This window comes from Pseudomonas cichorii, assembly GCF_015471405.1.
Classification (GTDB): Bacteria; Pseudomonadota; Gammaproteobacteria; order Pseudomonadales; family Pseudomonadaceae; genus Aquipseudomonas; species Aquipseudomonas serbiensis.
This window is the reverse complement of record NZ_BLVZ01000005.1, coordinates 124,547-146,667: the sequence shown is the minus strand read 5'-3', so window position 1 is coordinate 146,667 and position 22,121 is coordinate 124,547. Positions and strand designations below refer to the sequence as shown.

General features: G+C 58.7%; 14 protein-coding genes, 2 tRNA genes and 1 pseudogene. 14 read left to right on the top strand and 3 right to left on the bottom strand.

Features of this window, described 5'->3' with window-relative positions; translation table 11 throughout:
- Window positions 1-30: 30 nt before the first annotated feature.
- On the top strand, window positions 31-1,323 hold the full coding sequence (locus JL015_RS08810) for an adenylosuccinate synthase (RefSeq protein WP_117167321.1): 1,293 nt from the start codon (window positions 31-33) through the stop codon (window positions 1,321-1,323).
- Window positions 1,324-1,496: 173 nt separating this feature from the next.
- On the top strand, window positions 1,497-3,431 hold the full coding sequence (locus tag JL015_RS08805) for a methyl-accepting chemotaxis protein (RefSeq protein WP_201018188.1): 1,935 nt from the start codon (window positions 1,497-1,499) through the stop codon (window positions 3,429-3,431).
- Window positions 3,432-3,549: 118 nt separating this feature from the next.
- Here JL015_RS08805 and JL015_RS08800 read toward each other — a convergent pair.
- Both JL015_RS08800 and JL015_RS08795 read right to left on the bottom strand, forming a co-directional pair.
- Window positions 3,550-3,636 (bottom strand) — tRNA-Leu (locus JL015_RS08800).
- A 165-nt stretch (window positions 3,637-3,801) separates the two neighbouring features.
- Window positions 3,802-3,888 (bottom strand) — tRNA-Leu (locus tag JL015_RS08795).
- A gap of 225 nt (window positions 3,889-4,113) precedes the next feature.
- On the opposite strand from JL015_RS08795, the gene rnr reads away from it, so the two are divergent.
- The 12 genes from rnr (at window position 4,114) to azu (ending at window position 21,701) form a co-directional block, all read left to right on the top strand.
- Complete coding sequence (rnr, locus tag JL015_RS08790; protein WP_201018187.1) at window positions 4,114-6,732, top strand: ribonuclease R; 2,619 nt, start codon at window positions 4,114-4,116, stop codon at window positions 6,730-6,732.
- The gene (gene rlmB, locus JL015_RS08785) at window positions 6,729-7,490 is read left to right on the top strand and encodes a 23S rRNA (guanosine(2251)-2'-O)-methyltransferase RlmB (protein WP_025258304.1); all 762 of its coding nucleotides are present in this window, start codon (window positions 6,729-6,731) and stop codon (window positions 7,488-7,490) included. Before rnr ends, rlmB begins: the two co-directional genes overlap by 4 nt.
- 215 nt (window positions 7,491-7,705) lie before the next feature.
- Window positions 7,706-8,131 carry a 30S ribosomal protein S6 gene (rpsF, locus tag JL015_RS08780; RefSeq protein ID WP_002551828.1) on the top strand — a complete coding sequence of 142 codons (426 nt, stop codon included), beginning with the start codon at window positions 7,706-7,708 and terminating at the stop codon, window positions 8,129-8,131.
- A 28-nt stretch (window positions 8,132-8,159) separates the two neighbouring features.
- On the top strand, window positions 8,160-8,390 hold the full coding sequence (gene rpsR, locus JL015_RS08775) for a 30S ribosomal protein S18 (protein WP_002551829.1): 231 nt from the start codon (window positions 8,160-8,162) through the stop codon (window positions 8,388-8,390).
- A 37-nt stretch (window positions 8,391-8,427) separates the two neighbouring features.
- A complete protein-coding gene (locus JL015_RS08770; RefSeq protein ID WP_201018186.1) occupies window positions 8,428-9,318 on the top strand; it encodes a hypothetical protein in 891 nt (296 codons plus the stop codon).
- A 19-nt stretch (window positions 9,319-9,337) separates the two neighbouring features.
- Window positions 9,338-9,784 (top strand): 50S ribosomal protein L9, encoded by a 447-nt coding sequence (gene rplI, locus JL015_RS08765; protein ID WP_025258306.1) that lies wholly within the window; start codon window positions 9,338-9,340, stop codon window positions 9,782-9,784.
- A 125-nt stretch (window positions 9,785-9,909) separates the two neighbouring features.
- Window positions 9,910-11,304: a replicative DNA helicase gene (dnaB, locus tag JL015_RS08760; protein WP_201001776.1), complete on the top strand. Its 1,395-nt coding sequence runs from the start codon at window positions 9,910-9,912 to the stop codon at window positions 11,302-11,304.
- 240 nt (window positions 11,305-11,544) lie between these two features.
- Window positions 11,545-13,854: a YgiQ family radical SAM protein gene (locus tag JL015_RS08755; protein ID WP_201018185.1), complete on the top strand. Its 2,310-nt coding sequence runs from the start codon at window positions 11,545-11,547 to the stop codon at window positions 13,852-13,854.
- 248 nt (window positions 13,855-14,102) lie between these two features.
- A complete protein-coding gene (locus tag JL015_RS08750) occupies window positions 14,103-17,375 on the top strand; it encodes a transglutaminase family protein (RefSeq protein ID WP_201018184.1) in 3,273 nt (1,090 codons plus the stop codon).
- A 101-nt stretch (window positions 17,376-17,476) separates the two neighbouring features.
- Window positions 17,477-19,975 (top strand): circularly permuted type 2 ATP-grasp protein, encoded by a 2,499-nt coding sequence (locus JL015_RS08745; protein WP_201018183.1) that lies wholly within the window; start codon window positions 17,477-17,479, stop codon window positions 19,973-19,975.
- Window positions 19,975-20,868, top strand: coding sequence for a transglutaminase family protein (locus JL015_RS08740; protein WP_201001780.1), 894 nt, complete (start codon window positions 19,975-19,977; stop codon window positions 20,866-20,868). The genes JL015_RS08745 and JL015_RS08740 overlap by 1 nt, the downstream gene beginning before the upstream one ends.
- 386 nt (window positions 20,869-21,254) lie before the next feature.
- Window positions 21,255-21,701, top strand: a complete 447-nt coding sequence (gene azu / locus JL015_RS08735; RefSeq protein WP_201001781.1) for an azurin — start codon at window positions 21,255-21,257, stop codon at window positions 21,699-21,701.
- 105 nt (window positions 21,702-21,806) lie between these two features.
- Here the strand turns inward: azu and nadE are convergent.
- Window positions 21,807-22,115: pseudogene (nadE, locus tag JL015_RS08730) on the bottom strand (NAD(+) synthase); the annotation flags it as partial.
- Window positions 22,116-22,121 lie beyond the last annotated feature (6 nt).

Sequence of the window (22,121 nt, the reverse complement as noted above, 5' to 3'; positions counted from 1 at the left end):
ACCAAGTTTGCGTGAATGAGGACAAGTGTTATGGGTAAGAATGTCGTAGTCCTGGGCACCCAATGGGGTGATGAGGGCAAAGGCAAGATCGTTGATCTGCTGACCGAACATGCTACCGCCGTGGTTCGCTATCAAGGTGGCCACAACGCAGGTCACACTCTGGTGATCGATGGCGAGAAGACCGTATTGCACCTGATTCCGTCCGGTGTTCTGCGCGAAGGCGTGCAGTGCCTGATCGGTAACGGTGTAGTGGTTGCGCCCGACGCGCTGCTGCGCGAAATCGTCAAGCTTGAAGAGAAAGGCATTCCGGTGCGCGAGCGTCTGCGCATCAGCCCTTCCTGCCCGCTGATCCTGTCGTATCACGTTGCGCTGGATCAGGCGCGTGAAAAGGCTCGTGGCGAACTGAAGATCGGTACTACCGGTCGCGGTATCGGCCCGGCTTACGAAGACAAGGTTGCCCGTCGTGGCCTGCGCATCGGTGACCTGTTCCACCGTGAGCGTTTCGCGGCCAAGCTGGGCGAGCTGCTCGACTACCACAACTTCGTGCTGGTCAATTATTACAAAGAGCCTGCCATCGACTTCCAGAAGACTCTCGACGAGTGCATGGAATACGCTGACCTGCTCAAGCCGATGATGCTCGACGTCACTGCTGCGCTGCATGAAATGCGTCGCGATGGCAAAGACATCATGTTCGAGGGCGCCCAGGGTTCGCTGCTGGACATCGACCACGGTACTTATCCGTACGTCACCAGCTCCAACACCACGGCTGGCGGTATCGCCACCGGTTCGGGTTTCGGTCCGATGTACCTGGATTACATCCTGGGTATCACCAAGGCCTACACCACTCGCGTTGGTTCGGGTCCTTTCCCGACCGAACTGTTCGATGACGTAGGTGCTTTCCTGGCCAAGCGTGGTCACGAGTTCGGTGCTACCACTGGCCGTGCCCGTCGTTGTGGCTGGTTCGACGCTGTCATCCTGCGTCGTGCTATCGAGATCAACAGCATCTCGGGCCTGTGCCTGACCAAGCTGGACGTTCTCGATGGGCTGGAAACCATCAATATCTGTGTTGGTTACGAGAACGAAGATGGTGCTGTAATCGAAGCGCCTACCGATGCCGACAGCTACAACGGTCTGCGTCCGGTCTACGAGCAGATGCCAGGCTGGAGCGAATCCACTCTGGGTGCCAAAACTCTGGCAGAGCTGCCTGAGAATGCTCGTGCCTACATCAAGCGTGTCGAAGAGTTGGTAGGCGCGCCTATCGACATCATCTCCACCGGCCCTGACCGCAACGAAACCATCGTTCTGCGTCATCCGTTTGCTTGATCGAACTGCTTGAGTTGTAAGAAAGGGCCGCATTTTGCGGCCCTTTCTCGTTTCTGGCTGTCTGGTATTCCAGGCACGGGATTGTGCTTGCCGAACGGCACGACGCTTGCTACATAGAAGTGTCAAAAAAGGTGCCATTATTTTAATGGCACCCATGGTGGAGGGATTCTCCTGTGTCAGCTGTGCTCTCTCTTTTACGCAGCCGCTTGCTGCGTCCGGTTTTCATCGCGCTTGGCATTGCTCTTTTGGTGCAGGTGTTGGTTGCAGTTGCTCTTACCCGGAGCACCGTTACGGCTCTTGAGGCGGATCTTGCCAGCAGGTTGGGGGTAGATTCGCAACATTTGTCCTCCGAGCTGGAGCGGGCGAGTAGCGAGGTGACATCGAGCCTCGATGCGCTCTCAGCAAGTACCCGTCAGCGCTTGAGTGCCGGTTTATCCACGCGCCTCAAGGACGAGCAGGGGCAATTGCGCGCCACTCTGGAAAAGAGCCTCAAGGATTCGGCTACCGATATGGCCGAGTTGCTGGCGGCGGTGGCGCCACGAGCCATGTGGGATAACGACACGCCAACATTGTCCGAATTCGCCCGTCGTGCTCAGCGCAATCCCAATGTGCTGTTTGTCGTTTATGACGATGCTGCGGGTGAGCACCTGACTCGCTACCTGAACCGTGACAATGTCTTGATCAAGGCGTTGCTTGCCAAGGGTGAAGGCGAGCGGGCCATGGACAAGGTCCTGAATGCTGCGAAAAACGATCCGTCGGTTTACTACATCGAGGCGCCTATCAGCCCTAATGGTGTGGAGATCGGCAAGGTGCGCATGGGCGTTTCTACGGCGGCGGTCGAGGAAAACCTGGCTGCCCTGGACAAGCGCTTCTCGTCCCTTATCACTAATGGCGAGCAACTGGTTTCCGACAGTCTGGCGAGCGCATCGAAGGACAGCTCTGCTGCATTGCGCACTCGCTTGCAGTCTGCCCAGGCAGCGGCGACGGCGATGACCAGCAATACCAGCCTGGCCGTTCAGGGGGCTGCGCAAGAGTTGCGCTGGAGGATCGGGCTTGGCCTGGCGCTGGTCGGGTTGGGTGTGCTGCTGTTATTGGCCGTTGTGCTTGGGCGCCGAGTGGTCAGCAAGCTGCACCTGCTGATTGCTGCCCTGAATGATCTGGCGGCGGGTGAGGGCGATTTGACCAAGCGCGTCAGGCTCGACAGCAATGACGAGATTGGCGATATGTCGGCGGCGGTCAACCGCTTCATCGACAAGTTGCAGCCCATCGTTCGTGAGGCGGGTGATGTTGCACAGCGTACCGGTGTTGAGATCGGTGTGATGAGCCAGCGTAATGCCGGCGCTGATGCGGCTGCCGAATTGCAGCGCGATGAAGTGGCTGCCAGCTTGAAGGCGCTTGAGCAGATGGCTGATGAGGCGCAGTCGGAAAGTCATGCCATGCAGGCGGCCTTGCGGCAGGTGGTCGACATCAAGCAGGCGACCGACGAAAACACTCGTACCTCGAATCAGGTGGGAGGGTTGATCGAGGCGCTGGCGGGGCAGGTGGAGACAGGTTCTCAAGTGATCGAGCGCCTGGCTCAGCAAAGCGAGCAGATCGAAGTCGTGCTTGAAGTCATTCATGGGATTGCCGAGCAGACCAACCTGCTGGCCTTGAACGCGGCCATCGAGGCGGCGCGAGCGGGTGAGACGGGGCGTGGTTTTGCGGTGGTTGCCGATGAGGTGCGCGCGCTGGCCAGCAAGACACAAAGCTCTACCGGAGATATCCAGGAGCATATCGGAGCCTTGCAGCGTGGTGCCAAGGAGGCGGTGGCTGCCATTGGTCTTGCCGGGCGTCAGGCCAAGGAAGGGCTGGCGGTTCTGCGCGACAGTGCGAAGCTGCAGCAGACGGTGCAGGAGTCGGTCGAGCAGGTGCATGCCGCAATCGGTCTGGCTACCAAGGCGGCCGAGCATCAGGCGCAGGGTGCTCAGGCTGTGCGGGGGCGTGTTGAGGTGATTCATGCCCAGGCCGAGCGGGCTGCCAAGGCGGTGGTCGAGACTACGGCCAGCGGCAAGGTGCTCAACGGGCTGGCTGCGCAGTTGAAGGCGAGTCTGGGGCAGTTCAGGGCCTGACCTTTCGCGAATGAATCCGCTCCTGCCGGCCCTGTAGGAGCGAATTCATTCGCGAACCTTCAAAATTCCAAACCCCGGAAAGCACAAAACCGAGCACAAGGCTCGGTTTTGTTTGAATTGGTGCCCAGAAGAAGACTCGAACTTCCACGACCTTGCGGTCACCAGCACCTGAAGCTGGCGTGTCTACCAATTTCACCATCTGGGCAGCATCAGCAGCGTTGCACGCCGTTGATGGGGCGCACTATACGGAGAGCGTTTCGATCTGTAAACCCCTGTTTTGGTTTTAATAATCAAAACCCTGAAATGCAAAAACCCGCTTTCGCGGATTTTTGTGGGAGTCTGAAGATTGCTGTAATCTGCAGCTCTGAATTGGTGCCCAGAAGAAGACTCGAACTTCCACGACCTTGCGGTCACCAGCACCTGAAGCTGGCGTGTCTACCAATTTCACCATCTGGGCAGCATCTAGAGGCGTTTGCCTGTCGATGGCGCGCACTATACGGAGCGTCTTTTGAGCTGTAAACCCCTGTTGCCAAAAATAATTGGAAAATTTCGCAAGCGGTGTCCAGTACGGTTCTGCGCGCTATCCAGAGGTTTTTTTAGTGGGCAGCGTGAGTCTGAAATTTCCCGTTTCAATAGGTGTATGCCAAACTAACCCACATATAGACAAGGTGAAAACTCTCTAATGGCCGATTGGCAGTCCCTCGATCCCGAGGCCGCTCGTGAAGCGGAAAAATACGAAAACCCTATTCCCAGCCGTGAGCTGATTCTGCAGCACCTTGCCGAGCGCGGTTCGCCGGCCAGTCGCGAGCAACTGGTCGAAGAGTTCGGCCTGTCCACAGAGGATCAATTCGAGGCCTTGCGTCGTCGTCTGCGGGCAATGGAGCGTGACGCTCAATTGATCTACACCCGTCGTGGAACCTACGCACCGGTGGACAAGCTGGACCTGATCCTGGGTCGTATCACCGGGCACCGTGACGGTTTCGGTTTCCTGGTCCCTGACGATGGCTCCGACGATCTGTTCATGAGCCCGGCGCAAATGCGTCTGGTGTTCGACGGTGATCGTGCTCTGGCACGTGTTTCGGGGCTTGACCGCCGCGGTCGCCGTGAAGGCGTCATTGTCGAAGTCATCTCCCGTGCCCATGAAACCATCGTGGGTCGCTACTTCGAAGAAAGTGGCATCGGCTTCGTCATTCCGGACAACCCGAAGATCCAGCAGGAAGTGCTGGTGACGCCTGGGCGCAACAACAACGCGAAGATTGGCCAGTTCGTCGAGGTGAAAATCACCCACTGGCCGACGCCGCGCTTCCAGCCGCAGGGCGATGTGGTTGAAGTGGTGGGCAATTACATGGCGCCCGGCATGGAAATCGATGTCGCGCTGCGCACCTACGACATTCCTCATGTCTGGCCTGAGGCCGTGCTAAAGGAAGCGGCGAAGCTCAAGCCGGAAGTCGAAGAAAAGGACAAGGAAAACCGCGTCGATCTGCGTCACCTGCCATTCGTGACCATCGACGGCGAAGATGCTCGTGACTTCGACGATGCCGTTTACTGTGAAGCCAAGCCTGGCAAGCTGCGCCTGTTCTCGGGTGGCTGGAAGCTCTACGTGGCGATTGCCGACGTATCGAGCTACGTGAAGATCGGCTCGGCGCTGGATGCCGAATCCCAGGTGCGCGGCAACTCGGTGTATTTCCCCGAGCGCGTGGTGCCGATGTTGCCTGAGCAGCTTTCCAACGGCTTGTGCTCGCTGAACCCGCTTGTTGATCGTCTGGCCATGGTCTGCGAGATGACCATCTCCAAGACCGGCGAGATGACCGACTACGTGTTCTACGAGGCGGTGATCCACTCCCATGCGCGCCTGACCTACAACAAGGTCAGCACGATACTGGAGCAGCCGAAAACGAGCGATGCCAAGGCCCTGCGTGGCGAATACGCCGACGTGGTTCCGCATCTCAAGCAGCTTTACGCCTTGTACAAGGTGTTGCTGGGCGCGCGTCATGTGCGTGGTGCAATCGATTTCGAGACTCAGGAAACCCGGATCATTTTCGGCTCCGAGCGCAAGATCGCCGAAATTCGTCCGACCACTCGCAACGATGCCCACAAGCTGATCGAAGAGTGCATGCTGGCTGCGAACGTGGCCACGGCCGAGTTCCTGAAAAAACACGAAATACCTGCGCTCTATCGTGTTCACGATGGTCCGCCGCCAGAGCGTCTGGAAAAGCTGCGCGCTTTCCTGGGCGAGCTGGGCCTGTCGCTGCACAAGGGCAAGGAAGGGCCTACGCCGAAGGATTACCAGGCGTTGCTCGAAACCGTGCGTGATCGCCCGGATTACCACCTGATCCAGACCGTGATGCTGCGTTCGTTGAGTCAGGCGGTCTACAGCTCTGACAACAACGGTCACTTCGGTCTGAATTATGAAGCGTATACACACTTCACTTCGCCGATTCGTCGCTATCCCGACCTGCTCACGCACCGCGCTATCCGCAGCGTGATCCGCTCGAAACAGGATACGCCGCACGTTCGTCGTGCAGGTGCTGCCACGATTCCGAAGGCGCGCATCTATCCTTACGACGAAGCCACGCTGGAGCAGTTGGGCGAGCAGTGCTCGATGAGCGAGCGCCGTGCCGACGAGGCCACGCGCGACGTGGTCAACTGGCTCAAGTGCGAGTTCATGAAGGATCGCGTAGGCGAGTCGTTCCCGGGTGTGATTACCGCTGTGACCGGCTTTGGCCTGTTCGTCGAGTTGACCGATATCTACGTCGAAGGTCTGGTACACGTTACGGCCTTGCCGGACGATTACTATCATTTCGATCCTGTGCATCACCGCCTTGCGGGTGAGCGTAGCGGTCGCAGCTTCCGCTTGGGCGATACGGTCGAAGTGCGTGTCATGCGCGTCGATCTGGATGAGCGCAAGATCGACTTCGAGATGTCCGAGAAGACTGCCAGTGCGCCTGTCGGTCGCAAGCGTCGCGGTCAGGAAACGGCACCGGCACATGCTGCCGAGAAGGACAAGTCCGTTTCGGCCAAGCCGGCCGGGCGTCGTGGTTCTTCGGCCAAGGAAGCGGTATCCGAAGCCTATCGTCCCAGTGATGCCGCAGCGAAAAACGCTGAAGTGCGCAAAAGTCGGGAAATGAAAAAGGCTCTTCTGGAGCAGGCAAAGACCGGTGGCAAGGCCTCGTCGGGTAAATCCGACAAGCCTGGAGCTGCTGCGTCGAAACCCAGTAAACATCGTAAGGGCCCGTCCAAGTCGGGTTCTGCTCCAGCCGCGAAAAGTGGCGGGGCGCGTAAACCCAAGGCCAAGTCATGAGTCAGTTGGAAAAAATCTACGGCGTGCATGCCGTAGAAGCGTTGCTGCGTCACCATCCAAAGCGGGTCAAGCATATCTGGCTGGCTGAAGGCCGGAATGATCCGCGTGTGCAGGTTCTTGTCGAGCTGGCTGGTCAGAACCGCGTCACCATCGGGCAGGCCGAGCGTCGCGAAATGGACGCCTGGGTTGAGGGTGTGCATCAGGGTGTGGTTGCCGATGTCAGTCCGAGTCAGGTCTGGGGCGAGGCAATGCTCGATGAGCTTCTGGATCGTACCGAAGGTGCGCCGCTGATTCTGGTGCTGGACGGTGTTACCGATCCGCATAACCTCGGCGCGTGCCTGCGCACCGCCGATGCGGCTGGCGCGCTGGCGGTGATTGTGCCCAAGGACAAGTCGGCGACCCTGACGCCTGCGGTGCGTAAAGTGGCGTGCGGTGCGGCGGAAGTCATTCCGCTGGTTGCCGTGACCAACCTGGCTCGCAGCCTGGAAAAACTACAGCAGCGCGGTCTGTGGGTTGTCGGTACTGCTGGCGAAGCCGAGCAGGAACTGTATCAGCAGGACCTCACCGGGCCGACCATCCTGATCATGGGTGCCGAAGGCAAAGGCATGCGCCGCCTGACCCGCGAACACTGCGATTATCTGGTGCGCCTGCCGATGGCCGGTAGCGTCAGCAGCCTGAACGTTTCAGTTGCGACCGGCGTCTGTCTGTTCGAAGCGATGCGTCAACGCAGCGTCAAAGCGGCCGCCGCACGGAAGTAGGCGTTAGCTGCAAGCTGTCGGAGTGCGGCTTGCAGCTTATGGCTTGCCGCTTGAAGCTGCTTCTTTCCCTTGCAGCTTCTTTCCCCCTTCTCTACAATTGCGCCCCTTGCTGTCACGGCAGGCGCTTTCGTGTCTGTCCCTGAGCAAGACTAACAGTGTCATTCACTCCTTGTCTGACCGCTTTGGCGGCAGGCTACAACCCGTAAGGAGCATTCATGCGTCATTACGAAATTATCTTTTTGGTCCACCCGGATCAAAGCGAGCAAGTCGGCGGCATGGTTGAGCGTTACACCAAGCTGATCGAAGAAGACGGCGGCAAAATCCACCGTCTGGAAGATTGGGGTCGTCGTCAACTGGCCTACGCAATCAACAATGTTCACAAGGCTCACTACGTGATGCTGAACGTTGAGTGCACTGGCAAGGCCCTGGCCGAGCTGGAAGACAACTTCCGTTACAACGATGCTGTGATCCGTAACCTGGTCATCCGTCGCGACGAAGCCGTAACTGGCCAGTCCGAGATGCTCAAGGCTGAAGAGAACCGCAGTGAGCGCCGTGAGCGTCGTGACCGTCCTGAGCACTCCGACAGCGCCGATGGCGATGACGGTGACAACAGCGACGTTAGCGATAACGCTGACGAGTAATCCACGGACCTTTTGAGGAGCCTATTACATGGCACGTTTCTTCCGTCGTCGTAAATTCTGCCGCTTCACCGCTGAAGACGTGAAAGAGATCGATTACAAAGATCTCAACACTCTGAAAGCTTACGTATCCGAGACCGGCAAAATCGTTCCAAGCCGTATCACCGGTACCAAAGCACGTTATCAGCGTCAGCTGGCCACCGCTATCAAGCGCGCCCGCTTCCTGGCCCTGCTGGCCTACACCGACAGCCACGGCCGCTGAGACCGGGCAGTCGACAAAGTAGTAAGGGATCGAATGTATGCGTGCCTTAGCTGAATTCATCATGCGGGGACGTGTGCAGGCCACGCTGGTTGTGGCCGGATCTGCGGCATTGCCGCTGTTGTTCTGGTTGAGTGCCGCTGCGGCTAGCCTTGTGCTGCTGCGGCGCGGTTCGGACGCCATTGGCGTCGTCGGTGTGGGAGTGCTGTCAGCATTGGTTTGCTGGTACTTCCAGAAAGATCCCACTGCCCTTCTGGTGCTGCTGGGGTCTTGTGGCCTGTCGCTGGTTTTGCGCGCAGGTCATTCCTGGAATCGCGTGCTGCTGGTCAGCGTGGCAGTCGGAGTGTTGTGTGCAGTGAGTCTCGGGACGTTATTCAGTCCCATGGTCGATAGTCTGGCGCGTGAGTTCGAGAGAGTTCTGCCCCAGGCTTTCGGTGAGGTCTACGAGAAGCTCTCGACAGACCAGCGAGCGTCCCTCGCTTCACTGACTACACCCCTCGTTATCGGTTCGATGGCGGTGATGTTTCAGATTTTCAGTGTGTTGTGCCTGATTCTTGGGCGCTATTGGCAAGCGTTGTTGTACAACCCGGGTGGTTTTGGTCGTGAGTTTCGTCAGATCAGAATCCCCAGGGGACTGGCGTTGTCGCTGTTGGTAGTCATGTTTGTAGGGCCGTCCTTCGGCACACAAATGCTGATTCTGTTGCCGTTATGCAGCGTACCGCTGGTCTTCGCCGGGCTGGCCCTGATTCACGGGCTGGTGGCGCAAAAAAGACTGGCCGGTTTCTGGCTGGTGGGGTTGTACGTCACGCTGATGCCATTCATGCAGCTGATAGGTCCGTTGCTCGTGGTTACGGCCATTGTCGACAGCCTGATTGATTTTCGCGGTCGTCTGGGGTCGAAGGACTCTGATAACGCGAACGGTGAAGGTTAAAAGTTAAGAGGATTTTCACATGCAACTGATCCTTCTGGAAAAAGTCGCGAACCTGGGCAACCTGGGCGACAAAGTAAACGTTAAGGCTGGCTACGGTCGTAACTACCTGCTGCCATACGGCAAAGCAACCGCTGCAACCGCTGCCAACCTGGCTGCGTTTGAAGAGCGTCGTGCAGAGCTGGAAAAACTGGCTGCCGAGAAGAAGGCTTCTGCCGAAACTCGCGCTGCCCAACTGGCTGAGCTGGAAGTGACTATCACTGCCACCGCTGGTGACGAAGGCAAGCTGTTCGGTTCGATCGGTACTCACGACATCGCTGATGCACTGACCGCCTCTGGCGTTGAAGTTGCAAAAAGCGAAGTTCGTCTGCCGAACGGCACTATCCGTAACGTCGGTGAATACGATGTTGCCGTGCACCTGCACAGCGACGTTGAAGCAACCGTTCGCGTTGTCGTGGTAGCAGCTTAAGCAGTACGCAATCGTCTGGCGGCTAGTCCGTTAGAGGGTTAACATCGGGCACGATCCTGTTTTACAGGTCGTGCCTTTTGTCTTTCTGCTAGCCCCTATTCTGTAAATCTCGAATTCAAGTGGCCATGAACGATATTTCCGCCCCCGAGCAATACGATCTGCAAACCGCTGCCCTCAAGGTGCCTCCGCATTCCATCGAGGCCGAACAGGCTGTACTCGGTGGCTTGATGCTGGACAACAACGCCTGGGAGCGTGTGCTCGATCAAGTTTCCGATGGCGATTTCTATCGGCATGACCACCGCCTGATCTTTCGCGCCATTGCCCGGCTGGCTGATCAGAACAGCCCGATTGACGTGGTCACCCTGTCTGAGCAACTGGACAAGGAAGGCCAGACATCCCAGGTCGGTGGTCTGGCATATCTCAGTGAGCTGGCGAAAAACACGCCATCGGTCGCCAACATCAAGGCTTATGCCCAGATCGTTCGTCAGCGGGCGACCTTGCGCCAGTTGATCGGCATCAGCAACGAGATTGCCGACAGTGCGTTCAACCCCGAAGGCCGTACCGCCGAGGAGATTCTCGACGAGGCCGAGCGGCAGATCTTCCAGATCGCCGAGGCGCGTCCGAAGACGGGTGGGCCGGTGGGGGTCAATGACCTGCTGACCAAGGCCATCGACCGTATCGACACGCTGTTCAACAGCGATAACGCGATTACCGGCCTGTCTACGGGCTATACCGATCTGGACGACAAGACCAGCGGCCTGCAACCGGCCGACCTGATCATCGTTGCGGGTCGTCCGTCCATGGGTAAGACCACCTTCGCCATGAACCTGGTGGAAAATGCGGTTTTGCGCAGCGACAAGGTCGTACTGGTCTACTCGCTGGAGATGCCAGGCGAATCGCTGATCATGCGTATGCTTTCCTCGCTGGGGCGTATCGATCAGACCAAGGTGCGTGCCGGCCAGCTGGACGACGATGACTGGCCGCGCCTGACGTCGGCTGTGAACCTGCTCAATGACCGCAAGCTGTTCATCGACGATACGGCAGGTATCAGCCCGTCCGAGATGCGTGCCCGTACTCGCCGTGTTGCACGCGAGCACGGCGAGATTGCGATGATCATGATCGACTACTTGCAGTTGATGCAGATTCCGGGCTCGGCCGGTGACAACCGGACCAACGAGATTTCCGAGATTTCCCGCTCGTTGAAAGCCCTGGCCAAGGAATTCAACTGCCCGGTCATCGCGCTCTCGCAGCTCAACCGCTCTCTGGAGCAGCGTCCCAACAAGCGCCCGATCAACTCCGACTTGCGTGAATCCGGAGCGATCGAGCAGGACGCCGACGTCATCATGTTCGTGTACCGTGACGAGGTTTACCACCCGGAAACCGAACACAAGGGTATCGCTGAGATCATTATCGGCAAGCAGCGTAACGGTCCTATCGGTACGTCCCGTCTGGCGTTCATCGGCAAGTACACCCGCTTCGAGAACCTGGCGCCGGGCAGTTACAACTTCGATGACGAGTGATGTGTAGGTGTAATGCCGATCAGTTAAGGTCATAAATCACTTTGTGGGAGGCAGCTTGCTGGCGACTTCAGTGTACAGACGCAGAATATCTGTCGGTTTTGAGGCTTTTTCGCCAGCAAGCTGCCTCCCACAAGTTTTGTTTGTGCCTTAACTAATCCGACCACTATCGTCGGATTTGATCATTTTTTGTGCTATATTCCGCGCCCGCGATTTTTCCAACGTGCAAACGTAGGTCCTGACATGCAAGCAGCCAAGCCGTTATTTGACTATCCCAAGTACTGGGCCGAATGTTTCGGGCCTGCACCTTTCCTGCCGATGAGCCGGGAAGAAATGGATCAGCTTGGCTGGGATTCCTGCGACGTCATCATCGTCACCGGCGATGCGTATGTGGATCACCCGTCTTTTGGCATGGCGATCATTGGCCGCCTGCTCGAATCGCAGGGTTTTCGCGTCGGGATCATCGCGCAGCCTGACTGGCAGTCCAAAGACGACTTCATGAAGCTCGGCGAGCCGAACCTGTTCTTCGGTGTCGCTGCTGGCAACATGGACTCGATGATCAACCGCTACACCGCGGATAAGAAGACCCGCTCCGACGACGCCTATACACCGGGAGGTATGGCCGGCAAGCGTCCTGACCGTGCGAGTCTGGTCTACAGCCAGCGCTGCAAGGAAGCCTACAAGCATGTGCCGATCGTGCTGGGCGGTATCGAAGCCTCGCTGCGCCGTATCGCGCATTACGATTACTGGCAGGACAAGGTTCGCAACTCGATCCTGATCGACGCCTGCGCCGATATCCTGCTCTACGGCAACGCCGAGCGTGCGATTGTCGAAGTCGCTCAGCGCCTGTCCTACGGCCACAAGATCGAAGACATCACCGATGTTCGCGGCACGGCTTTCATTCGCCGTGATACTCCGGCGGGCTGGTACGAAGTCGACTCCACGCGCATCGACCGTCCGGGCAAGATCGACAAGATCATCAACCCGTACGTGAACACTCAAGACACCCAGGCCTGCGCCATCGAACAGGAAAAAGGCCCGGTAGAAGATCCGAACGAAGCCAAGGTCGTGCAGATCCTGGCAAGCCCGCGAATGACCCGTGACAAGACGGTCATTCGCCTGCCTTCGGTCGAAAAAGTACGTAACGACGCCGTGCTGTATGCCCACGCCAACCGTGTGTTGCACCTGGAAACCAACCCGGGCAACGCCCGTGCGCTGGTACAGAAGCATGGTGAGGTAGACGTCTGGTTCAACCCGCCGCCCATTCCGATGACTACCGAAGAAATGGACTACGTGTTCGGCATGCCTTATGCGCGTGTTCCGCACCCGGCGTACGGCAAGGAGAAAATCCCGGCCTACGACATGATCCGTTTTTCGGTCAACATCATGCGCGGCTGCTTCGGTGGCTGTACCTTCTGCTCGATTACCGAGCACGAGGGCCGGATCATCCAGAACCGTTCCGAAGACTCGATCATTCGTGAAATCGAAGAAATTCGCGACAAGGTTCCAGGTTTTACCGGCGTTATTTCCGATATGGGCGGCCCGACCGCGAACATGTATCGCATTGCCTGCAAAAGCCCGGAAATCGAGTCGGCCTGCCGCAAGCCGTCCTGCGTCTTCCCCGGTATCTGTCCGAACCTGAACACCGACCATTCGGCGTTGATCCAGTTGTACCGCAGCGCCCGTGCCTTGCCGGGTGTGAAGAAGATCCTCATCGCTTCCGGCCTGCGCTATGACCTCGCGGTCGAGTCGCCGGAGTACGTCAAGGAGCTGGTGACTCACCACGTAGGTGGTTACCTGAAGATCGCCCCGGAACACACCGAGGAAGGTCCGCTCAACCAGATGATGAAACCGGGCATCGGCAGCTATGAAAAATTCAAGCGCATGTTCGAGAAGTACTCAAAGGAAGCAGGCAAGGAGCAGTACCTGATTCCTTACTTCATCGCCGCCCACCCGGGCACCACCGATGAAGACATGATGAACCTGGCGCTGTGGCTCAAGAGCAATGGTTTCCGCGCCGATCAGGTGCAGGCGTTCTATCCGTCGCCAATGGCTTCGGCGACCGCCATGTATCACTCGGGCAAAAACCCGCTGCGCAAGGTCACGTACAAGAGCGATGGTGTGACCATCGTCAAGAGCGAGGCCCAGCGTCGTCTGCACAAGGCATTCCTGCGCTATCACGATCCCAAGGGCTGGCCGATGCTGCGCGAAGCCCTGGAACGCATGGGCCGTGCCGACCTGATCGGCCCTGGCAAGCATCAGTTGATCCCGCTGCATCAACCGGCGACCGACAGCTACCAGAGCGCCCGTCGCAAGAACTCGACGCCTGCTGGCAGTCACAAGGTCGGCAAGGCTGCCAAGACCAACCTGATCCAGACCCAGCACACTGGCCTGCCGCCACGTGGCAGTGATGGCAGCAAGCCTTGGGACAAGCGTGAGGAAGCCAAGGCTGCCGCGCTGGCCCGCAACAAGCAGGCCGCCAAGGAGCGTATGGAAGCGGCCAAGGGCGGGAAGGGCAAGAAGCCAGCCCGCAAGCCAGTGGTTCCCCGCTAACGGCTCATCCCTCTCCCTTGTAGGAGCGAATTCATTCGCGAAAGGCTTCGCGAATGAATTCGCTCCTACGCAGTTGTACCCCTACTGCCTCATTTCCGTGCGACCCTTGCACCGCTAATCTGAATTGGCGCGATTTTGGTGCTGTGCTTAGCTGATCCAGTCACTTCAATATCGCTGGCGCTGGCTTTGCCTCGCATGGCATAAGTCTTGCGCGGTTCAATTACCGTCCAGGCCGCAGGAGGCACGCCGTGTCGATTCATATTGCCTTGCACCATGTCACGCATTACCGCTACGAACGTGCGGTTGAACTGGGTCCCCAGATTGTTCGCCTGCGTCCGGCCGCTCATAGCCGAACCCGCGTGTTGTCGTACTCCCTGAAAGTATTGCCCGAAAACCATTTCATCAACTGGCAGCAGGACCCGCAGGGCAATTACCTGGCGCGTCTGGTATTCCCCGAGAAAACCAAAGAGCTGCGGGTTGAAGTCGATCTGGTTGCCGAGATGGCCGTGTTCAATCCTTTCGACTTTTTTCTTGAGCCCTACGCGGAAAAGATTCCGTTTTCTTATGCCAGCGAAGAACAGCGCGAACTGGCGCCGTATCTGGAAAAACTGCCGCTCACACCGCGGTTTACGGCCTATCTGGAAAGCATCAGCCGTGAACCTGTACCGGCCATCGACTTTCTGGTGGGGCTCAACCAGCGTCTGAGCCAGGACATCGATTACCTGATCCGTATGGAGCCTGGGGTTCAGACGCCTGAATTCACTCTGGAAAACGCTTCCGGTTCCTGCCGCGATTCGGCCTGGTTGCTGGTGCAGTTGCTGCGTCATCTGGGCATGGCAGCGCGTTTTGTGTCGGGTTATCTGATCCAGCTCAAGGCTGATGTCGAGGCGCTGGACGGGCCGTCGGGTACGGATGTCGATTTCACCGATCTGCATGCCTGGTGCGAGGTCTATCTGCCGGGCGCCGGTTGGGTCGGGCTGGATGCGACGTCCGGCCTGTTTGCCGGGGAAGGTCATATTCCTCTGGCCTGTAGCCCGGAGCCTTCTTCGGCTGCACCGATCAGTGGTCTGGTCGAGCCTTGCGAAACCGAGTTCAGCCATGAAATGTCGGTGGAGCGGATCTGGGAAGCGCCTCGCGTCACCAAACCTTACACCGAAGAGCAGTGGCAGGAGATTCAGGCCCTCGGGCACCAGATCGACGCTGATCTGGTTCGCGATGACGTGCGCCTGACCATGGGCGGCGAGCCCACGTTCGTTTCTATCGATGATCGTGATGGCAGTGAGTGGAATACCGCCGCCCTCGGGCCGAACAAGCGGGCGCTGTCGGCCGAGCTGTTTCAGCGCATGCGTGGGCATTACTCCCCCAAGGGCATTGTTCATTTCGGGCAGGGCAAGTGGTACCCCGGCGAGCAACTGCCGCGCTGGTCGCTCAACAGTTTCTGGCGCAAGGACGGCAAGCCGGTCTGGAACAACGATGCGTTGATTGCCGATGAAACCCGGGATTACGGCGCGACCGGCGAACTGGCCGGACGTTTTCTGAGCAGTGTTGCCGAGCGCCTGAAACTGCCGACCCGCTTCGTCTTCCCGGCCTACGAAGACAATCTCTATTACCTGTGGCGCGAAGGCGCTTTGCCTGTGAACGTCACGGCCGAGGATTCCCGGCTGAGCGACGAGCTTGAGCGGGCACGCTTGCGCAAGGTGTTCGAGCAAGGTCTGGATAAAGTCATAGGCCAGGTGCTGCCTCTGGCGCGCACGGCTGCGGGGGATCGCTGGCAGAGCGGGCGCTGGTATCTGCGCGATACCCACTGCCGTCTGGTGCCGGGTGATTCCGCGCTCGGCTATCGATTGCCTCTGGCTTCGCAGCCATGGGTCAAGGCGGCGGAGTATCCGTTCATTCATCCGACCGACCACAACCAGGATTTCCCCGAGCTGCCTGAGCGCGAAGAACTGCACTCCGACGACCCGGTCGACACCGATCGGCCGCAACCGGTCATTGATCAGTCCGCCGACTGGCTGACTCGTACGGCCTTGTGTGCCGAGGCGCGTGGTGGGCGCTTGTATCTGTTCATGCCGCCACTGCAGAAGCTGGAGGAATATCTTGAGTTGGTTGCGGTGATCGAGGCCACTGCCGAAGAGCTGCAATGCCCGGTCCTGCTGGAGGGCTATGAGCCGCCGAGCGACCCGCGCCTGAGCAACTTCCGGATTACGCCTGATCCGGGCGTGATTGAAGTCAACGTGCAGCCTTCTTCTTCCTGGGATCAACTGGTGGAGCGCACCGAGTTCTTATACGAGCAGGCGCGCCTGACGCGCCTGACCACCGAGAAGTTCATGATCGATGGTCGCCATACCGGCACGGGCGGTGGTAACCACTTCGTTCTCGGTGGTGCGACTCCGGCGGACTCGCCATTCCTGCGTCGCCCCGATCTGCTGCGCAGCCTGATCAGCTATTGGCACAACCATCCGTCGCTGTCGTATCTGTTTTCCGGCCTGTTCGTCGGCCCGACGTCTCAGGCGCCGCGGATTGACGAGGCGCGCAACGATTCGCTCTATGAAATGGAAGTCGCCTTCGCACAAATGCCCAAGCCGGGCGAGGAGGTTGCTCCGTGGTTGATCGACCGCCTGTTGCGCAACCTGCTGATCGATGTGACCGGCAACACCCATCGCGCTGAATTCTGTATCGACAAGCTGTATTCGCCGGATGGTGCGACAGGGCGTCTCGGGTTGCTGGAACTGCGAGCCTTTGAAATGCCACCCCATGCGCGTATGAGCCTTGCCCAGCAATTGCTGTTGCGTGCGCTGGTTGCCCGTTTCTGGCGCGAGCCCTATGCACCCGCGAAGCTGGCGCGTTGGGGGACTGAGCTGCACGACCGTTTCATGCTGCCGTATTTCATCGAGCAGGACTTCGCGGACGTCATTGCCGAGCTCAATGACGCCGGTTATCCAGTGCGGGCCGAATGGTTTGCCGCGCATCTGGAATTCCGTTTCCCGAAAGTGGGCGATTACGCGGTCAACGGCATTGAGCTGGAGCTGCGTCAGGCGCTGGAGCCCTGGCATGTGCTGGGCGAAGAAGGTTCGGGCGGCGGTGCCGTGCGTTATGTGGACTCTTCTCTGGAGCGCCTGCAGGTGCGGATCAATGGTTTGCCGCCTCAGCGCTACATGCTGACCTGCAACGGCATTGCCGTGCCTTTGCAGCCCACCGGTCGTGTGGGGGAGTTCGTCGCAGGCGTGCGTTATCGAGCCTGGCAGCCTGCCAATTGCCTGCAACCGACCATCGGCGTTCATGCGCCTCTGGTCTTCGACCTGGTGGACACCTGGATGCAGCGCTCGCTGGGCGGCTGCGAGTATCATGTCGCCCATCCGGGCGGCCGCAACTATGAAACATTGCCGGTCAACGCCAACGAAGCGGAAAGCCGGCGCCTCTCACGGTTCTTCCGTGTGGGGCATACCGCAGGCAAATTGGAGATTCCATCGCTCAACATTAGCGATGAATTGCCGATGACGCTGGATATGCGCCTGCATTAATAAAAACGGCTCAGTCAGTTGGATGCACACGGACGTGTCCACATCGGTGTGACATCTGACTGCGCTAACCTGAAGCCCTTATGCTGTTTGCCGAGCCTTCCATGCCTGACCTGCTTGACCGTTACCCGCTTTCCGAGGGGACCTATCACGAGATGCTCGATGCCAGTGGGGCTGTTCGGCCGCACTGGCAACGCCTGTACGAATACATGCAGCGCAGCACCTCTGCACAGATGATCCAGCGTCAGGCCTTGTTGACCCGGCAGATCCAGGAAAACGGCGTGACCTATAACGTCTATGCCGACCCCAAAGGAGCTGACCGCCCGTGGGAGCTGGATCTGCTGCCGCACATCATCCCGGCGGACGAATGGCAGCATGTCTCTGCCGGTATCGCCCAGCGCGCTCGCCTGCTCAATGCCGTACTCGCGGACCTGTATGGTCCGCAGACCTTGATTGCCAATGGCTTGCTGCCTGCCGAACTGGTGTTCGGGCATAACAACTTTTTGTGGCCATGCCAGGGCGTCAAACCGCCTGAAGATATTTTCCTGCACATGTACGCCGTCGATCTGGCGCGTACGCCGGACGGGCGCTGGTGGGTGACTGCTGACCGGACCCAGGCGCCTTCGGGGGCCGGTTATGCTCTGGAGAACCGGCAGATCGTCGCTCGGGCGCTGCCGGAGGCTTACCGGGACCTGCAAGTCAGGCATTTGTCGGGGTTCTTTGGTGCCTTGCAACAGACTCTGGCCCGTCAGGCACCCACCAGCAACGAAGCGCCGCTGGTGGTGCTCCTGACGCCAGGTCGCTTCAATGAAAGCTATTTCGAGCATTTGTATCTGGCTCGCCAACTGGGTTATCCACTGGTCGAGGGCAGCGACCTGACCGTGCGTGATGCCACGGTCTATCTGAAGACCCTCAGCGGCCTGCGCCGGGTTCACGCGATCATGCGTCGCCTGGACGATGACTTCTGCGATCCGCTGGAGTTGCGCACAGATTCCGCGCTCGGTGTGCCTGGTCTGCTGGAAGCGGTACGCCAGGGCAATGTGCTGGTGGCCAATGCTTTGGGCAGCGGGGTTCTGGAATCACCGGGCTTGCTGGGCTTCCTGCCTAAAATCAGTCAGTTCCTGTTTGGCGAGGACCTGATCCTGCCATCGGTCGCTACATGGTGGTGCGGTGAGCCTCCGGTGCTGGCTCAGGCGCTGGAGAAACTTCCGGAACTGTTGATCAAGCCTGCGTTCCCCTCGCAACGATTCGCTCCGGTCTTCGGTCGCGATCTGAACGAAGAGCAGCGTCAGGCACTGGCTGCACGCATGCAGGCCCGGCCTTACGCTTATGTCGCACAGGAACTGGCGCAACTGTCCCATGCGCCGGTCCTGCAATCCGATGGTCAGGGCCTGCAACCGCGTGCCATTGGCATGCGGGTGTATGCGGTGGCGGGGATGGATGGTTATCGCGTGCTGCCGGGTGGTTTGACCCGCGTTGCCGCCGAGGCCGATGCGGATGTGATTGCCATGCAGCGCGGTGGCGCGAGCAAGGACACCTGGGTGTTGGGCGAGCACTATTCTCATCTGGGAGAGCCGTGGAAGGGGCAGCGACCGCTGGGTGTCTATGACCTGATTCGTCGCGACCCGTATCTGCCGTCGCGAGTTGTGGAAAACCTGTTCTGGTTCGGTCGTTATTGCGAGCGCTGCGATGACAGCGCCCGTTTATTGCGGATCATGCTGACACGCTATATCGACGGCGATGATCCATTGGCCTTGCAGGCCTCCGTCGAGCTTGCCGAAAGCCTGAACCTGTTGCCTGAAGCCGAGGAGGACGAAGAGTTGCCTGAGCGGCTGCTCACGGCCTTGCTGGGGGATGACTGGGTGTTCAGCCTGCGCTCCAACCTGCAACGCATGCAGTGGGCCGCGTCCCAGGTGCGGGGCAAGCTTTCCCGTGAAAACTGGCAGGCGCTGGTGGAGTTGCAGCGCGAAGCCGCGAGCCTGGAAACCAAGGAGCCGGATTTCGGTGAGCTTCTGGATTTCCTCAATCGTCTGGTGATGTCTCTGGCTGCCTTGTCCGGGTTTGCGCTGGATGACATGACCCGTGACGAAGGCTGGAGCTTCCTGATGATCGGGCGACGCATCGAGCGTCTGAAGTTTCTCAGTTCCAGCCTGGCCGCTTTCCTGCGTGCGGCGGCGGTTTCCGATCACTCGGGGCTGGACTGGTTGCTGGAGCTGGGTAACAGCAGCATTACCTACCGTTCACGTTACATGGCCGTGCCGCATCTGATTCCTGTGCTGGACCTGTTGCTGCTCGACGAGCAGAACCCTCATGCCGTGCTGTTCCAGCTGAAACAGGTGGAGCGTTCGTTACGGCGCTTGAATGACGATTTCGGTGCGCCGTGCGACAGAAGCCTCGCAGTCCTGATTCAGCGTCTGTCCAACTTCGATCTTGGCAGCCTGGAAAATCCATTGTTTGGTGAAAGCAGCCTCAAGGCTGTGCTGGAAGGGCTGGCTGATCTGCTGCAAAACATTGGCGATACCAGCGGGCAGGTTTCCGACCGCCTTGCTCTGCGCCACTTCGCCCATGTCGATGATGTCAGCCAACGTACGGTATCCGTTTGATGAGTGCCCATTACCAGATTCTCCACGACACCCATTACAAGTACGACAGCCCGGTTTCCCTGGCGCAGCAGCTGGCGCATCTGTGGCCGCGCAGCAGCCCTTGGCAGCGTTGCACCGAGCAGCATCTGGAGATTCTGCCGACGCCCACGACGCGCCGCGATGAGCTGGATGTCTTCGGCAATCCATTGACCCGTCTGGCTTTCGAGCGCCCCCATGACGAATTGCAGGTCAATGCCCGGTTGCGGGTGGAAGTGCTGGAGCGGCCACAACTGGACTTCAATCTTTCACCTGAGTGGGAAGTGACGCGCAGTGCTCTGACCTACAGCGCACAATCGATGACTGCCGATATTCTTGACGCCTGTCGGTATCGTTTCGAGTCGCCCTATGTGCATCTCAAGCGTTCGTTTGCCGAGTTCTCGCAGGAGTGCTTTGCGCCGGGGCGCCCGTTGCTGTTGTGCGTGCAGGCCTTGATGGAGAAGATCTTCGAGGAGTTCACCTTCGATGGCGAAGCCACGCAAGTGGCGACACCGCTGGTGGAGGTGCTGGAAAGGCGTCGCGGGGTTTGTCAGGACTTTGCCCATCTGATGCTGGCGTGCCTGCGTTCTCGCGGTCTGGCGGCACGTTATGTCAGCGGTTACCTGCTGACCCAGCCGCCGCCCGGCCAGCCACGGCTTATCGGGGCTGACGCTTCCCATGCCTGGGTTTCAGTGTTTTGCCCGGCATCGGGCTGGGTCGATTTCGATCCGACCAACAACATTCAACCGGCGCTGGAGCACATCAGCCTGGCATGGGGGCGTGATTTCTCCGATGTCTCTCCTTTGCGCGGCGTGATTCTGGGCGGCGGCAGTCATGATCCCGAAGTACGGGTGACGGTGATGCCCCTCGGCGAATAGCTCATTCGAGCGTGATCATTAATTCCTCAAGCCCATGAATCGTTCATTAAGCGGCGCACTCGATTATCGGGCAGTGCGCCGCGCCTGATCGCAGGCATCGTGTGGGCAACTGGCGCTGGCGCCGCAGGCATAAGCAGCAAGCAAACTGCGAAACAGACTATTGAGCTGCATGATGAACACTCCGTGGGTAACAATGTGCCGATGGTAGAGTGGCCTGCGCTGACTGGCTGTTTGATTGTTTCGATGATGGCGATAGTCGGCATCATTCTGCACCGTTGATCGATAAGCCTTCCTTGAGAGTCACGTTGACGCAGGTCATTGGAACCTGGCCCTGAATGGGGCAGTCTCTCATCACATTAATGAAGCACCCTGCCTTGGAGATTCATATGATCCGCAAGCTTGTAGCTATCTCTCTGTTGACGTTGGCCAGTGGTCAGTTGTTGGCTGCCGAATGCTCCACCACCGTCGATTCGACCGATCAGATGATGTTCAACACCAAAGCCATCGAGATCGACAAGAGCTGCAAGACGTTCACCGTCAACCTCACTCACTCCGGCAGTCTGCCGAAGAACGTGATGGGCCATAACTGGGTATTGAGCAAAACGGCTGATTCGCAGGCTATCGCCACTGATGGCCTGAGCGTTGGTATCGACAAGGGATACCTGAAGGAAGGCGACCCTCGTGTGATCGCTCACACCAAGTTGATTGGTGCCGGGGAAACCGATTCTGTGACCTTTGATGTGTCGAAGCTGGATCCGGCTGGCCAGTACCAGTTCTTCTGCACCTTCCCGGGCCACATCAGCATGATGAAAGGCACGGTTACGCTGAAGTAAGTTGATGCTTTCGCGAATGAATTCCCCGTAGGAGCGAATTCATTCGCGAAGTGCAGGTGCCCATATCGTCAGTTCCACCGCCTTCCCGGATAAATCCGGTCCTACTTAAGGCGCGTAAGGCAATTCACGCTTGTGCTGGGTCTTGGCATAGGTGTCGCAAATGATCCTGAACGCTTCTTCGCGTACCGGCTGGCCATGCAGGAAGGCGTCGATTTCTGCATAGGTCACGCCATGGGACGCTTCGTCCGGTTTACCGGGAACCAGGTCTTCCAGATCCGCTGTCGGTACTTTCTCGACCAATGATTCCGGCGCGCCGAAATGGCGGGCGATGGCGCGCACCTGATTCTTTACCAGGCCGCTGAGAGGAGCCAGGTCGCAGGCACCGTCACCGAACTTGGTGAAGAAGCCCATCACGTTCCT

What these genes read in the sequence shown, in the direction of transcription:
- rplI (WP_025258306.1), top strand. Translation starts at nt 9,338, where the DNA reads ATGCAACTGATCCTTCTGGAAAAAGTCGCGAACCTGGGCAACCTGGGC.
- JL015_RS08810 (WP_117167321.1), top strand. Translation starts at nt 31, where the DNA reads ATGGGTAAGAATGTCGTAGTCCTGGGCACCCAATGGGGTGATGAGGGC.
- rpsF (WP_002551828.1), top strand. Translation starts at nt 7,706, where the DNA reads ATGCGTCATTACGAAATTATCTTTTTGGTCCACCCGGATCAAAGCGAG.
- rpsR (WP_002551829.1), top strand. Translation starts at nt 8,160, where the DNA reads ATGGCACGTTTCTTCCGTCGTCGTAAATTCTGCCGCTTCACCGCTGAA.
- JL015_RS08755 (WP_201018185.1), top strand. Translation starts at nt 11,545, where the DNA reads ATGCAAGCAGCCAAGCCGTTATTTGACTATCCCAAGTACTGGGCCGAA.
- azu (WP_201001781.1), top strand. Translation starts at nt 21,255, where the DNA reads ATGATCCGCAAGCTTGTAGCTATCTCTCTGTTGACGTTGGCCAGTGGT.
- rnr (WP_201018187.1), top strand. Translation starts at nt 4,114, where the DNA reads ATGGCCGATTGGCAGTCCCTCGATCCCGAGGCCGCTCGTGAAGCGGAA.
- JL015_RS08745 (WP_201018183.1), top strand. Translation starts at nt 17,477, where the DNA reads ATGCCTGACCTGCTTGACCGTTACCCGCTTTCCGAGGGGACCTATCAC.
- JL015_RS08770 (WP_201018186.1), top strand. Translation starts at nt 8,428, where the DNA reads ATGCGTGCCTTAGCTGAATTCATCATGCGGGGACGTGTGCAGGCCACG.
- JL015_RS08740 (WP_201001780.1), top strand. Translation starts at nt 19,975, where the DNA reads ATGAGTGCCCATTACCAGATTCTCCACGACACCCATTACAAGTACGAC.
- dnaB (WP_201001776.1), top strand. Translation starts at nt 9,910, where the DNA reads ATGAACGATATTTCCGCCCCCGAGCAATACGATCTGCAAACCGCTGCC.
- rlmB (WP_025258304.1), top strand. Translation starts at nt 6,729, where the DNA reads ATGAGTCAGTTGGAAAAAATCTACGGCGTGCATGCCGTAGAAGCGTTG.